Source organism: Armatimonadota bacterium (assembly GCA_029907255.1).
Taxonomy (GTDB): domain Bacteria; phylum Armatimonadota; class UBA5829; order DTJY01; family DTJY01; genus JAIMAU01.
The window spans coordinates 118744-133085 of record JARYMF010000003.1; the positions used below are offsets into that span (position 1 = coordinate 118744).

Genomic DNA, 14342 nt, shown 5'->3' on the forward strand with positions numbered 1-14342 from the left:
GGAAGTAATGGTGGAAAAAGAGACAAGGCTTGAAAGTTCCAGCACAATTAAAAGCTCAAGTGATTGGAATTTACTTACATATTTGCTAATTGCTCTAAGCCTCATCCTGCTTTTGGTGCTCTATGTGCCCGTTTTTAAATGGTGGTACCAGCAATGGACAGTTAAAGATAGCTACTATTCACATGGGTTCCTGATACCACCAATTTCTGCTTTCATCATATACCTAAAGAGGAAAGAGCTAAGAAAACTAGAAATAAAACCATCTACTCGCGGTTGGCTTTTCATTATCCCCGCGGGTATTATTGTGCTGCTTTCGCTCTGGGGCGAAGCACGAAGCGTTGCTGGGTTGATGTTCCCCATAATTCTCTGCGGCATGGTGGCTCTTCTTTTCGGTATGCAAATACTAAGAGAGCTCCTTTTCCCGCTCCTCTTCCTATTTTTCATGTGCGTAATTCCAAGCTTCCTTATTGCAAAAATAAGTTTCAAGATACAAGTACTCTCGACAATTGGTGGTACTTGGCTGTTAAAACTATTTGGATTCAATGCAGAAAGAGCAGGGGTAATTATCTATCTTCCTTATATTACTGTGGAAGTCGGGGCACCGTGTAGCGGGTTCAGGCTGTTAATATCTTTGTTTGCATTCTCAACGCTTTTTGCTTATATCAAAGAGGGTCCTCTTTGGGGTAAATTGGTGCTTATTTCGTCCACACTACCCTTGAGTCTTGTCATAAATTCGCTTAGAGTTGCAATGATTGGGATGGTTGGCGACCTCATGGGTTATGAGGCTATGCATACTTTCCATGATTATTCTGGATATATAGTTCTTGTTTTTGCCTTTGTCTTTCTTTCACTACTGTCGAGGTGGGTCGGTTGTCGAAAGTACAGTCAAATGTTATATTCCTAGTTATTTTCTTCGCCATTTTGCTTTCTGCTGCCCGCATGGTAAAACCTTTTGCTCATGAAGGCAGAGTAGTTACTTCTTTTGAGGGAATACCTAAAACGGTTGGTTCCTGGTCTGGCGTTGACCGTGAATTTGACGAGGAAGTTAAAAAACAACTTCCAGGTAGCAGTTTGTTGTGGCGCGATTACACTGACAAGGATGGCAACATAGTAAGCATTGCAATCGTCTATGGCACGGCTTTAGGCATCTTTCACCAACCTGAAATATGCCTGCAGGGTTCGGGATGGACAATATTGGAAGAAGGCGATACAAAAATTCCAATAAAATCCGGCAGCTCAATAACAGCAAAGTATTTCGTAATGGAAAATGAGTACATTGGGAGGTCCGCAGGAGTATATTGGTTCAGTACAAGAGGAATGACTTCCACATTCCTAGGCACTCACAAAACACAATTATATCTTTATCGCATATTAAGGCGTAAAATTGAACCTTCTGCGCTTGTAAGATTTACATCAATGGTTCAGTCCGACGATGCAACAACTCTGAAAAAGGTGAAGGAATTGGCAGGGTTACTTTTCCCGTATGTGCAGGAGGAGCTGAAGAAATAAGTGTTTGTCTAACCAAGCCTTTCTGTAAAAGACACTTGGCATAATCAACCTGGCACTACAAGTTCACGCGGAAACAATATTAATTGCTTTCTCCAATATTACAATTGACCGTGCGCTATGGCTAAACGATTCTTGGCATTTCTAAAAACTTTGTATGCGTTTTTGAGAGTTATACTTCTGCCGATTGGATATACGGCTAAGGGCATCTATGCAATCATCAGGCATCCAGTTCGATCAGCCAAGATTGCAGGCGCCGCAGTACACTTCGTTATGCGGCATCCTATAACGTCCTGGCGAATATTCTACCAATTCCTGCGTAGGGCCCATAAGCGGTTTGTTAGGCCAGCGGTCCAATACCTATTCTCTATCTTCAAGCTAATCTTCCCGTGGATATTGGCAGTTACCCTTGCGGCTTTGTTGGCTCGCTCAATACTTTCTCTATCACCTACAAAAGTAGTTGCAATTTTCTTGGCAAGTTGTTTGATGGGCATTATATGGCGGCGGATTGAAGTAGGCATTGTCCTGCTTTTGATAATGGTGGCAACAATTTTCTACGCCAGCGTGTTCCCAAAAGTAATTACTATTGGAGGCTTCGGTCCGTGGGGTGCTGAGACTTTATTGATTGCTCTCATCGGTGTGGGCACAGTGCGGTTTCTTGCAAATCGCAATTCAATATTTCCACGAAGTCCTGTTACCTTGCCATTGGTAGTGTTTTACATCTCAATAATCATTTCAATGGCTAACAGCTATTTTAATTATTTGCAGAATCCCAGGGGCTGGTTTGACTTCAAAACAGTTTATAACACATGCCGACCGCTGTTCTTCTACCTATTCTTTTTCGTAATAGCATTCGGGCTTCAGACTGAACGTGAGCTAAAAGTTGTTCTCAAATCGGCAGTCGTAATGAGCGTAATTGTTTCAATACTGATGGTGGTCCAAGCGGCTTTGGGCACCTCGCACCGCGTTTTCTTCGGGACAGAATGGTCGCCAAAATTCGTTAATCCACTCAGTCCTGAGGAACAAGAAGTTGCACGCTCGTTGCCACCAGGCCTTTCTTTGTCTCAAATGATATTTATTCCAGTGCTTTATCTTACCGCATGCCAAAAGGGGAAATCAGCCTTCATATATGGAATTGCTTTTTTATGCATGCTTATTGGATTGGCATTTAGCTTTACAAGAAATTATTGGTTTACAGCTGCAGTATGTTCAGTCTTGCTAATTATTCTTGCCGGCCGAGGCATTAGGGGACGCTTGATAGGCATCACTGCAATTTTGCTTGTAAGTTCAATTTTACTTAGTTTCGTAGTTGGAAACTTAATGTCAGCCGCAGGCAGTGAATTTGGGCCTGCCATGGTGCGCAGATTTCAGTCACTCATAAACAAAGAGGCATTTGAGTCAGCCTCCTTCGAAAACCGCCGCGAGGAAGTACGAAGAACATGGCCGCAGATACTAAGAGACCCAATCTTCGGCGTAGGTCCGGGTAAACCCTTCTATTATGATGAAATCACTCTAAAAAGCGGTCAAAAACTACTGATAGAGCACTCTGCTCTTCACAATAGCTATCTAGAACTTTGGCTCGTTTACGGCGCTTTTGGACTTGGTAGCTTTATCTGGCTAAGTATAGCTTTTCTCGTTAGAGCCATTTGCGCTTACAGACGCCTAAAGAATCCATACTATAAAGCATGGGCATTAGGACTTGGCATAGCTTATATAGGATTTCTTATTCGGGCAAACATAGGTATGCATATACTGCACGAACCGCCACAAATGCTTTCTGTGGCGCTTTCATGGGGTATTATTGATGTCATGTTAAAATTGGAACGTGCTAAAGCTGAAGCTTTTGCTCATCAGGCGGCACAGAAACTGCCAATTCCACGTCGCCCACTCGTTAACCCAACGATCTCTTAACATTTCATAAGCTTCTGGAAACTTTGAATATGTGCCTCAATCATAATGTTGAAAATAAATTGCCATCTGAAGCTTCCAAAAACAATAATAATTCTACTATGGAAGCAGTTAACTGCGACTTTTGTGGTAGCAGTAATTCAGTATTGCTGTACAAGGTCCCTGATAGATTTAGCCCGGGTGGAGCTGAATTTTCGCTAGTCAAGTGCAAGGAATGCGGTTTAGTATATGTGAACCCAAGACCAACAGCCGATGTGATAGGAAAGTACTATCCTGATGAATATTATGGTTTAGAAGTCCTTCATGAGGGTGGGCTTCAGCAGTCGCTGAAATACTTAGAAAGGAGACGCCTCAGCGATATAGAAAAATTTGTGCCTCGCGGCTGTATTCTTGATATGGGGTGCGGCGCTGGCCAATTTCTGGCAGAAGCAAAAGCAAAAGGTTGGACTACACTTGGAATTGAAATTTCCGCTTTAGCGGCGGAGCATGCCTGCAGGCAATATGGATTGGAAGTAATTCAAAAAGACCTCTTATCTGCCGATCTTCCAGGTGAGCATTTTGATGTGATAACAATGTGGGGTGTGCTTGAGCATCTTTATTCACCAACAAAAGCACTTAAGGAGATATATCGCATGCTAAAACCTGGAGGGCTTTTCGTAGCTCTAGTGCCAAACATAAATAGCACGCAAGCGCGAATCTTTGGTCCACGGTGGCAGCTACTTGATGTCCCGCGCCATCTTTATCACTTTTCGGAATCAACATTAAAGCGCATGGCACGAGAAGCTGGTTTTGCGCCGGCATGGACGCGATACTTTGCCAGGGAACAGGATGTTTCTCAATTTCTGCAAACTATGAAGGTAATATTGCAACCTGAAGGGAAGAAAAAGTGGACCCTGAGAAGGATCTTAATGGCGGTTGCAAGGCGTTCTGCATTAGTGATTGCAAAGCTAATGGCCCTGCGGCGAAGTAGCGCCACAATTGAGGCTTACTTTATAAAACCTAAACATATTAGCTAGCACAAAGTTTCGGACGTAAAGTTTGTAAAATTAAGCTCAGGTAAACTGTGAGTAACGACGCAAGAAGTGCAGTCAAGAACTCCTTTGCAAGTATAACGGCTCAGTTAGCTAATTTGCTGGTAGGCCTTGCCTCAAGCGTATATGTAGCGCGAATGCTTGGCAAGGAGCAGTTCGGCATATACAATTGGGCACTTGGGCTCTGCGGCCTTGTTGTTGCAGTTGCAAATGTTGGCGTTGACAATGTCATCTCGCGAGAAACAGCCAAAGAAAAGACAAGAGCTTCAGAGTACTTAATAAGCGGTTTCCTTATTAAAATATTTACTTCCACCATTGCCTACCTGGGCATTGTTTTGTATCTTAAGCTTAGGAATTATTCTGGACTTCAGCTTGCTGTTGGATACTTGCTGTGCACAACGGTAATCACGGAGAGTTTTAATGCAAGCTGTCGGGCGGTTCTTATTGGAATCGAGCGGCAAGATGCTTCGGCAGTTATTTCTGTTGTGACGAACCTCATAAGAGTTGGCTTAGTTATTCTTCTAGTCACCCTAAAATATGACATTCTAGCTGTAGCATGGGTAACAGTAGGAATTTTGATTCTTGCGCTCATACTGCATCTTTGGGTTATATCAAGGCTTGCAGGCGGCACGTGGAAGCCGAATCTTACCACTACTAGCTATTTATTGGCGACTGGTTCAACCTTTCTTATAACAAGCTTATTTGCTAGCTTGTTTGATAGGGCAGATTACGTAATATTAGAGTACTATAAAGATGTAGGAACCGTTGGAATATACGGCGCGGCCTGGCGAATGGTTGAAATTGTCACAATGATTGCATATAACGCCAGCATTGCGTTGTTTCCAATTTTATCTAGAAGGTTTCAAACCTCAAAAGAGGAACACGCCAAGGCGCTGGAAAAAGCCACAAAGTACATGACGGTTTTCGGGTTTCCGTTTACTATTGGCATTCTACTTTTGAGTAATCCTCTTATGGTAGGTCTTTATGGTGAAAAGTTCGCCGAATCAGGTACGGCACTTGCAATTCTCATGTGGAGCAGAGTTTTCGCGTTCCCGATTCTTCCAGGTCAGCAATCGGTAGCGGCTCGTAACGCTCAGCTTAAGTTATTCCCGCCTGTTGTAGTGCGAGCAATTTTAGCAGTTGGACTGGCTGTCTATCTAATCCCCAAATATGGTTATAAAGGTGCGGCTGTATCAAAGGTAGTTGCAGAAAATGTACATTACTTATTGTGCTATTTAATTGCTTTTAGCGGTCCTGAACGCTTCAACCCGATAAAGCTGTTTGGCAAGCCAGCACTTGCAACAGCTGTGATGGCTTTGGCAATCATTTTCCTGCGAAGGTTTGGAATATTCGTGGCTACCGGTGGCGCAATCGTAGTCTATATTGGTGCTATTCAGCTTTTTAGGGTTCTAGATAGCGAGGACATTAAAATACTGCGTAAAGTTGCTATGAGTTTTATCCGCCCTGGTTTAAGTATTAAAGGAGATTGAGAATGGAATTGTTAGCTTCTTCACAAAAGAATCGCTCACCTATGAAAGTTGCTTTGATAATGGGCGCACTATGCCATGCCAGAATTTCCCACTTATATGAGGGGTTTGATCCTCGTTATGAAATAATTGCAGTTGGTTCAAAGAAGTGTGATATAGGAGAAAGCGACATTAAGCAAGAGCACAGAAGGATATTGACGCTGAGAGATATCCTTCGCCATGTGCCAAAACTGCGGCACAGGATTCCATGGGAAACCCAGCAGTATTTTTTCGGCTTTGAAAAAGCAATGTCAGACATTGGGATTCTTTATCCTGCAGGATCAGCTATGAAGTTTGCATATCAGTGCATTCAAATGAAGCGTAAAACTGGAGTTAAAGTGGTAGTTTCCGACTTTGAAAACGTGCCGCTTAGGTTTTTTCACCACAGCGAAACACGCAGAGCAGAGCGGCTTGCAGTCCTGCATGAAGCAGATGCAATAGTTGCGGTTTTGCATCAAGTTAAGACTTGTCTTCTAATGGAAGGAATACCAGAAGAAAAGATTCATGTTATTTATCATGGTGTAAATACTGAGAAGTTTCATCCTGCTCCAAAGAGCAAAGATATGCTGGGAATACTCGGCTTGTCAGAAAGAGACATTGCGGTGCTTTTCATCGGCCATTTTGGTTGGCAAAAGGGAGCTTTAACCTATCTATATGCCGCCAAGCTTTTAGAAATGGATTCAGAAGTTCGCGATTTCCCTGTAAAGTTCATTGTAGTAGCTCGTGGAGGAAAGGACTTCACAAAGCGAGCTGAATACCTGGGAATTGCCGACAGAGTAGTGATTCACGAACGTATTCCTTTTGAAAAAATGCCTCAGTTATATCGATGTGCTGATATCGTGGTAGTCCCGAGTATTCCAATATTTCAAGCGTATGAACAAACATCAAACGTAACACATGAAGCCGCTGCATGTGGTAGGGCTCTAGTGCTTTCATACACAGGAGGCCTTCCAGAGTTAATGGGGGATGATGCATTGTACTTTGCTCCGGCAGACTATCAAGGGCTATACAAAAACCTAAAAGAACTCATACTTGACGAGAAAAAACGCGAAGAATATGGCAGACGTGCTAGATGTCGAGCAACCGAAGTGCTCGACAGCGCAATAATGCGTGAGAAGACAGCTAGGCTATTCGATCAAGTACTTGGTTAAATAAGGAAAACTATGTCGGGAAAGTCCTCAATTTACAAAAGATTGCTTCCGCCAAAGCCAGTATACAGCTTAGTTGGTGGAATGTGGTATGACACCTCACCTCTACCTAACACATCATCTACTTATTCGGCAAAGAGCTACTCTGGTGAAAATTATGCCTATTTTAGGATTTATAACACCGTCGAAAACTCTCGCACATATCGCTCGACTATTTATGCAAACCTTCCCATGGCAATCTTTCAATATGAAAAAGAAGCAATCGGTCTGGTTTTTGAGCCTTTAAGCGACGGGCGTCCGTTGTCGCTGTGCGTTGCCTCAACGAAAGAAGAGGTTACCTTCGAGTACAGAAATGATGTAAAGCATTTATTAAGAAGCAAATCGAGAGGATTTGTTGGTCCATGGGAGAAGGAAGAAGATTTTATATCCAACGCACAAGTTCCTCCAGTGCAAGAGCTTAGCGCAGATAGCTGGATGGAATTAGTCCGCAGGTACATTTCCAAGCACTTAGGCAGTGAGCTCCGACTAAAAGACCTATCGGATGCAATTCAAATGGCAATTGGTTTCTATGACCGTGCATTCGACGCTGGCAATTGTGTCCATGCGGATACTCTTTTGACTTTTGCGCCTTCAGATTTTGGGGATCCAATTTATAGCTATCCCAGCTTTGAAGCATGTCGGCTGGCGTCATTGGCGCGCGCTGACAAATGGCGTATCGAGAGATGGGAAAAAATAGCAGATAAGTTATTGAGCGATGAGGCATCTGTTAGACTAGTTGAACTAGGAGACGTGCGCGTTTGGCACAATGCACTTGTGCCAAATGGTGACATGAGCAAGCTTAAGTATACAACTGGCTATGGTACAGGATATTGCGGCTGGCCCGGGGGAATGGCTTATACGCTTAGAGGCTTAATCGAATACTGTATGAAAATGGGCAAATCGAATGCATGTGAACGAATCCGTTCTGGGTTAAACTGGTTCTTGGCAATTCAGCTTCCAGATGGAGGATTTCCATTTAATGTCCCAACATTTCCCGATTTCAATAGCATGCGAGGCCGATGCCGAACAGGTCCAAACAGCAAGGCCGTCGGCGGCGCAGGCGAAGCTATAAGAACTTTATGTGCAGGATATAAGTTTCTTAATGATGAGCATTATCTAGAAGCTGCTAAGAAGGCTGCAGAGGCAGTTAACCCACGTCCGCCATATTACGAATTCCGAGGTTATGGCGACCTCAGGGATGCTGGTGATTATGAATCTGACTCGACTTCTGGCTGTTCACTTGGAAATGCCAACCTCGATTTGTTTGAGGCAACTGGCGACCGCAAGTATCTTGAAACTGCAAAAGCGTTAGGCTATTACCTGCTTACCTGGCATTTTTGGTGGACGCCGGGGCCAAACGAAATATTAGGTCTTATAGATCCTATGGCAGAGTCTTTCAGCCCCCACGCATCGCCCTGGAATACTGCATTAGCTGCCGAATTTTACCTTCGGCTTTATAGCCATACTAAAGATGAATTTTGGTTCAAAGTTGCTCAGCATGTACTCGCTCAATGCTTAAAATTTCAGAATCACAACACAGGTGGAATTTCGGAAACATATCCAATACGCTTAGACGGCACCTATACCGATATGGGTGGCGAGTCGGCAATGGTAACCTGGGCTTTAATCAATGGTTGCTTGGCAATGCTCGAAGCATCTGGTGTTTCGCTCGAGACCCCCAAAGAAAGTGCACATTTAAGTTGTGACTCGCAAGTAAGCTTTTATGCAGAGGTATCGGTCTATAGCATTGCCAAAAAGAGCAATCGCATACAAAAATTGAAGAGTGCGCTGGCGCACGCCATCAGGAAAAGAATATGGAAGAAGCTTCCCATTTCAGTAGCCAAACGTCTTAAGGAACTTCGAGAAAAGCCTAGCGTTCATATTATACCAGTACCACACGAGGGTCCTGCTCGCAGACTTATTTTAAGCCCAGGTAATTCGCTAGAAGGCTTCGCTTTTTCAGTTGACCGGGCGCCAGAAGAATATGTTGTGTCCCTAAAATCCTCTACGTATACGGCAAATGTTAAGCGAGTGCTTATGCCAATCCTACGATTCCCCTCACCGGTGGTTAGTTTAATAGAAAGTGAGAAAATTGGCGAAACAATCACTTCCGTCATGGTGAAAACTCAAAGCGGCAAGTGCTATGAAGTCCGTTTTTTGCCGGGGACACACGGTCTTGGCGCATCAGCGGTTGAGCTCCAGGATGCACGCCTGGCATTCGATGTCACACTCAAAGCTTTATGGCAGCGTGGCGGAATTTGTACACAACGGATTCTAGTTGTTCCTATTGAAGCGGAGGAAAACTCATGAATGGCAAGAGGCAAGTAGTCCTTGCGGTGGAATGTGATTTCCCTGGTTATCAGCCATATGAAGGATTGTGCACCTACGACCACGCTCAAAGTAAAAGACTGGTTTCTTTGGCAGTCGATTTTGTACTAAAGGTTTGTGGTGGAAAAGGAGTATTTTTCATCCATACTTCCCCATTTATGAGGAGAAACCATAGCAATCCTTTCTTTAATAACAGCGAATATCTTAATCTGTGGCAAAGGGTGCAAGATGGCGGGGGAGAAATTGGTTTGCATCCTCATGAAGAGGAGCCAGATGGAAGCTGTTTTTATTATTATTATTCGAAGCATATGGAAAGAGTTATAAATGAACATGCCGAACTTCTACGTTCCCGCGGCTTTAACATCAGCTCTCAGATGATGGGCTATTTCGGCATGAACGAGTGGATTACGCCAATTGCCGAAAACCAAGGTCTTGTCATAAGCATGAACAATGTCGGGAAATATGTTAAGTATTCGCACAATAATTGGAACGAAGCACCGTTGAAGCCTTACTTTCACTCATATGATGACTCAAAAGCGCCTGGTGATTCTCGTGTCCTAGAGATACCCTTGGGTATGACGGACCTTATGCGCTATGAAGATGGGTTGGTGCTTGATGCCAATAGCTTATGGGATCTAAAGAGAACTTGGCGGCAAATGGAGGCAGAGGGGAAAACGTGGCCATGTTTTGTGCTTCTCAGGGCGAGCAAGATTGAACAATGCCGTGCAACCGCTGAGAGGTTTCTTGGTTTCATAACAAAAAGAAGAGCAATGCTTTCAACGCCCTCAGAGATATACAAAATCTACACGGAAGGACAGCTTTATTAGGAGGAGATATAACATGAAAGTCTTGGTAACCGGAGGAGCAGGCTTTATAGGTAGGCGGTTGGTAAAGGCACTGCTATCCAATTCACATACTGTACGTGTCCTTGACAACCTGACTACCCAGGTTCATGGAGAAAATCCGGACCCTCGCCGAATTTTGCCAAAGGATGTGGAGTTCATTTACGGAGACGTTCGCAATGCTGATATAGTGCGGCGTGCGCTCGAGGACGTAGAAATTGTTTTCCACTTCGCAGCTCAAACAGGCGTGGGGCAGTCAATGTATAAGATAAAGGAATATATTGACTGCAATGTTGGCGGTACTGCACAGTTGCTTGACATACTGGCTGCCGAACGTGGAAGTGTCAAGCGCATTGTTCTTGCCTCCTCAAGAGCTGTCTATGGTGAGGGCAAGAGCTTATGTCCGCTGTGTGGACCAGTTTATCCCGACCTGCGAAAAGAAGAGCAGTTAGCCGCGGGCGAATGGGAAGTTAAATGCCCATCCTGTGGTCATACTGCAGAGCCAATGCCAACAGATGAGGATAAGCCGCTTCGCCCAGGGTCAGTTTACGCTATCTCTAAAAGAGATCAAGAGGAACTTTGCATCTGTGTAGGACGCGCCTACAACATCCCAGTAGTTGCATTACGTTTCTTTAATGTTTATGGTGCCGGCCAATCGCTTATAAACCCGTATACTGGGATTATTTCAATATTCGCATCACGTATTAAAAATGGGGAGCCGCCTTTAATTTATGAAGACGGCTTGGAGAGCCGAGATTTTGTCCATGTGGACGACGTTGTTCAAGCATGCATGCTAGCGATGACCAATGAAAATGCCGATTATCAAATTGTAAATGTAGGAAGCGGAACGGCGCTTTCCATAATTGACGCAGCACGCGTAATGATTCGTGTGATGGGCGCCTCGGTGGAGCCCCAGGTCATTGGGAAGTACAGGGTTGGCGATATACGCCATTGCTATGCCGACTTGAAAAAAGCTCGAAAGTTATTGGGTTATAAGCCGAAAGTTTCTTTTGAGGATGGAATTAGAGAGTTTATTAATTGGGCAATGAGCGAGGAATCAGAAGATTTGCTGGCGGCGGCAACTTCGGAGTTAGAACAGCGCGGTCTTTTCAGATAGTTTTATATTCTAGCGCTACCAGGTGGGCACTTCATTATGAAAGCAAAAATGACTGAGGAGAATCCGGATCTTTCAATAACAATTGTAAGTTTCAACACAAAGGATTTAACTCGGCAGTGTTTGCAGTCAATTTTCGATGGCACTCATGGCATTTGCTTTGAAGTCTGGGTTGTCGACAACAATTCGTCGGACGGCAGTGTTGATATGATTCGCCATGAGTTCCCCAATGTGAATCTAATCGTCAACAATGAAAACAAAGGACTCGCTGCCGCTACAAATCAGGGCCTGGCTAAAAGCACCGGAAGATACGTGCTTGCTCTTAATAGCGACACAATTGTCCGACCGGGAGCGCTAGAAACCATGGTGCGGTTTATGGATGAACATCCGGACGTTGGTGGAGCTACTCCAAAACTAGTTCTGCCGGATGGAGGCAAGCATCCCCAATTTTGCGGCAGTATTCCATCACTTAAGACGGAACTTGTAGAGGCTTTGGCACCTTTGTTCGGTAATGCGGCAGAAGCTTTGCAAAAAGATAGGTTTGGAAAACCCATTGATTATAACACCAGCCAAGAAGTTCAATGCATCTTATGGGGATCTTCTTTTATCGTTAGGCGGGAGGTAATGGAGAAAATAGGCCTCCAGGACCCAAGGTTCTTTGTATACGCTGAGGACATTGATTGGGCAATGAGGATTCGGAAGGCAGGTTGGAAACTTTATTATATAGCAGAAGCTGAGGTAGTCCACTATGGTGGTCAAAGTACAAAACAGTCATCATCGAGGATGCTTGCACAAAAATATCGAAGCAAATGCCGTCTAATTCACAAACACTATGGATTTTTTTCAGCTTTGGTATTGAGACTTGCCATTGCACTAGTAGCAGGTATTAGGTTGGCAAAGTGGGCTGTGATTTTTACTCTACGAAGCAGTGAACGCCATAAGGCAAAATCGAGAATAGACCAGATGTGGCTTCTTATACGTGCGGCCCTTGAGTGTTAAAGAATTTGGTGAGGGATATGGAAAAAAACAGTGCTAATTCTGCTGGATATCGCGCCAAAACCGCCTACCAAGATGAAAAAGAGGTAATGACATATGATAGCGCGCGGTTCAAAAGCCTGAAAGGACGTATAACAGACTGGCTGGAGAAGCGCGCCGTTTGCCATGCCCTAGCAGTCGTTCCACCGGGAAGTCGAGTGCTAGATATTCCCTGCGGCACTGGCCGAATAACTGCTTTGCTTCTTCAACTTGGATACCGCACAGTCGGCGCCGACATTTCGGCAGGGATGCTCAACCTGGCACAAAAGGCTCTTGAGAAGTTCGAAAACCTCGAATCGCTCGATGAGGCTGATGCGGAGAAGCTACCATATAAAAATGAAGAGTTTGATGCTGTTACCTCGATTCGGCTAATGAACCACCTGCCTCCTAATATTCGCGTTAATGTGCTCAAAGAAATGGCGCGCGTAAGCCGATTAGCGGTAATTGTTTCCCATTGCAATCCAAGGTCAATATCAGGGATAAAAAGGCGGATAAAATACTTGTTCAAACCGCCCCATGCACCGTGGAACCCGGCAGCATACGAGCAGGTAAAGAAAGAAGCAGCTGAAGCTGGGCTATACATAGCGGCTGTGTTTCCGATTCTTGGCCCAATTGCAGAAACAAACGTCTATTTGCTAAGAAAGGCAAGTTGACATGGCTGAAATCCTGATAATTTCGGCTGAGATGCCGTATCCTGTAAGAGGTGGCGACCAACTCAGACAATATAATCTTATAAAGCGAATAGCCCAACACCACAACGTTTATTTAGCTACCTTTCTGCACGGAAAGGAAGAGGAAGAAATTGGTGTTCAAGAGATGCGCAAATACTGCAAAGGCGTCCATGTTGTTCATGCGCCAAAGTTTAGCGCTCCTGTCCTAATGCGGCGCTTTATCAGCAACTTGGCGCGCTGGAGGCCACTTTGCGAATCATATCATTTCGTTCCTGTTCTCGAAGCGAAAGTCCGCGAAATAACATCTAAACAAAACTTCGACATTATTCAAGCCGAGCATGTTTATATGTCGGAATATGCGCACTGCGCTCCCAAAAACTCGGCACATAAAAAGATTTTGACATTAATAGACATAGAATCAGTCAGAATAAAGCGCCAATTCTTCCTCGAACCAATAGGTCAGAACAAAGTTCGCTATTTAATTGACTGGCTGGTTATGAAATCGTTCGAGCCTCGGTCTATGCGTCGAATGGATAAATGTATTGCCATGTCGGAGATTGAAGCAAAGATTGCTAGAAAAATGGCACCAATGGTAGATGTTGAGGTAGTGCCAAATGGAGTAGATTCAAAACTCTTAACACCTGTTGTCCCTAGTAAAGAAAAACAACTGCTGATGATTGGGAGTCTTTGCTATCCGCCAAACATTGACGGTGCAGAATACTTTGTTAAAAAGATCTTTCCATTAATAAGAACCCAGGATAGAGAAATCAAGCTCAACATAGTAGGTCGAGCGCCAACACCAAGAGTACAAGCCCTCGCATGTGTGGACGGTGTTGCGTTATTCAGCAATGTGCCCGAAGTAAGACCTTTCTACGAAAGGTCTGCAGTCTCAGTCGTCCCTCTTCGTTCTGGGGGAGGTACAAGACTCAAGATATTGGAATCCATGGCATTTGGTGTGCCGGTAGTATCAACTTCGATAGGTTGCGAAGGCTTAGATGTTACTAATGGCAAAAACATACTAATTGCCGACACGCCAAAAACGTTTGCAGAAAATGTAATTCGCATTCTAAATGATCAATCGCTACGAGATAAGCTAATCCAAAATGGACGAAAACTAGTAGAGGAAAAGTATGACTGGGATATCATCGCACAGCGTCTTCTAAAGATATACGATGAGCTATTGGGGTAGGAGAG

General features: G+C 44.2%; 12 protein-coding genes. All 12 read left to right on the top strand.

Going from position 1 to position 14342, the window contains the following annotated elements; genetic code table 11:
- Positions 1–7 precede the first annotated feature (7 nt).
- The 12 genes from QHH26_03265 (at position 8) to QHH26_03320 (ending at position 14337) form a co-directional block, all read left to right on the top strand.
- Positions 8–904 carry an exosortase/archaeosortase family protein gene (locus QHH26_03265; GenBank protein ID MDH7480982.1) on the top strand — a complete coding sequence of 299 codons (897 nt, stop codon included), beginning with the start codon at positions 8–10 and terminating at the stop codon, positions 902–904.
- Complete coding sequence (locus tag QHH26_03270; protein ID MDH7480983.1) at positions 871–1509, top strand: EpsI family protein; 639 nt, start codon at positions 871–873, stop codon at positions 1507–1509. Before QHH26_03265 ends, QHH26_03270 begins: the two co-directional genes overlap by 34 nt.
- A 117-nt stretch (positions 1510–1626) precedes the next feature.
- On the top strand, positions 1627–3417 hold the full coding sequence (locus QHH26_03275) for an O-antigen ligase family protein (protein ID MDH7480984.1): 1791 nt from the start codon (positions 1627–1629) through the stop codon (positions 3415–3417).
- A 143-nt stretch (positions 3418–3560) separates the two neighbouring features.
- Positions 3561–4430, top strand: a complete 870-nt coding sequence (locus QHH26_03280) for a class I SAM-dependent methyltransferase (protein MDH7480985.1) — start codon at positions 3561–3563, stop codon at positions 4428–4430.
- A gap of 47 nt (positions 4431–4477) precedes the next feature.
- Positions 4478–5935: a flippase gene (locus QHH26_03285; protein ID MDH7480986.1), complete on the top strand. Its 1458-nt coding sequence runs from the start codon at positions 4478–4480 to the stop codon at positions 5933–5935.
- Positions 5936–5937: 2 nt separating this feature from the next.
- On the top strand, positions 5938–7122 hold the full coding sequence (locus QHH26_03290; protein MDH7480987.1) for a glycosyltransferase family 4 protein: 1185 nt from the start codon (positions 5938–5940) through the stop codon (positions 7120–7122).
- Positions 7123–7134: 12 nt separating this feature from the next.
- Positions 7135–9468, top strand: coding sequence for a hypothetical protein (locus tag QHH26_03295; GenBank protein ID MDH7480988.1), 2334 nt, complete (start codon positions 7135–7137; stop codon positions 9466–9468).
- Positions 9465–10313 (top strand): hypothetical protein, encoded by an 849-nt coding sequence (locus tag QHH26_03300; GenBank protein MDH7480989.1) that lies wholly within the window; start codon positions 9465–9467, stop codon positions 10311–10313. The genes QHH26_03295 and QHH26_03300 overlap by 4 nt, the downstream gene beginning before the upstream one ends.
- A 13-nt stretch (positions 10314–10326) precedes the next feature.
- Positions 10327–11445, top strand: a complete 1119-nt coding sequence (locus QHH26_03305) for an NAD-dependent epimerase/dehydratase family protein (GenBank protein MDH7480990.1) — start codon at positions 10327–10329, stop codon at positions 11443–11445.
- 36 nt (positions 11446–11481) lie between these two features.
- A complete protein-coding gene (locus QHH26_03310; GenBank protein MDH7480991.1) occupies positions 11482–12441 on the top strand; it encodes a glycosyltransferase family 2 protein in 960 nt (319 codons plus the stop codon).
- A gap of 17 nt (positions 12442–12458) precedes the next feature.
- Entirely contained in the window at positions 12459–13130 is a 672-nt protein-coding gene (locus QHH26_03315; protein ID MDH7480992.1) for a methyltransferase domain-containing protein, read from the top strand.
- 1 nt (position 13131) lies between these two features.
- Positions 13132–14337 carry a glycosyltransferase family 4 protein gene (locus QHH26_03320; protein MDH7480993.1) on the top strand — a complete coding sequence of 402 codons (1206 nt, stop codon included), beginning with the start codon at positions 13132–13134 and terminating at the stop codon, positions 14335–14337.
- Positions 14338–14342 lie beyond the last annotated feature (5 nt).

Coding starts and splice junctions, on each gene's coding strand:
- QHH26_03265 (MDH7480982.1), top strand. CDS start 8: ATGGTGGAAAAAGAGACAAGGCTTGAAAGTTCCAGCACAATTAAAAGC.
- QHH26_03275 (MDH7480984.1), top strand. CDS start 1,627: ATGGCTAAACGATTCTTGGCATTTCTAAAAACTTTGTATGCGTTTTTG.
- QHH26_03290 (MDH7480987.1), top strand. CDS start 5,938: ATGGAATTGTTAGCTTCTTCACAAAAGAATCGCTCACCTATGAAAGTT.
- QHH26_03295 (MDH7480988.1), top strand. CDS start 7,135: ATGTCGGGAAAGTCCTCAATTTACAAAAGATTGCTTCCGCCAAAGCCA.
- QHH26_03300 (MDH7480989.1), top strand. CDS start 9,465: ATGAATGGCAAGAGGCAAGTAGTCCTTGCGGTGGAATGTGATTTCCCT.
- QHH26_03305 (MDH7480990.1), top strand. CDS start 10,327: ATGAAAGTCTTGGTAACCGGAGGAGCAGGCTTTATAGGTAGGCGGTTG.
- QHH26_03310 (MDH7480991.1), top strand. CDS start 11,482: ATGAAAGCAAAAATGACTGAGGAGAATCCGGATCTTTCAATAACAATT.
- QHH26_03315 (MDH7480992.1), top strand. CDS start 12,459: ATGGAAAAAAACAGTGCTAATTCTGCTGGATATCGCGCCAAAACCGCC.
- QHH26_03320 (MDH7480993.1), top strand. CDS start 13,132: ATGGCTGAAATCCTGATAATTTCGGCTGAGATGCCGTATCCTGTAAGA.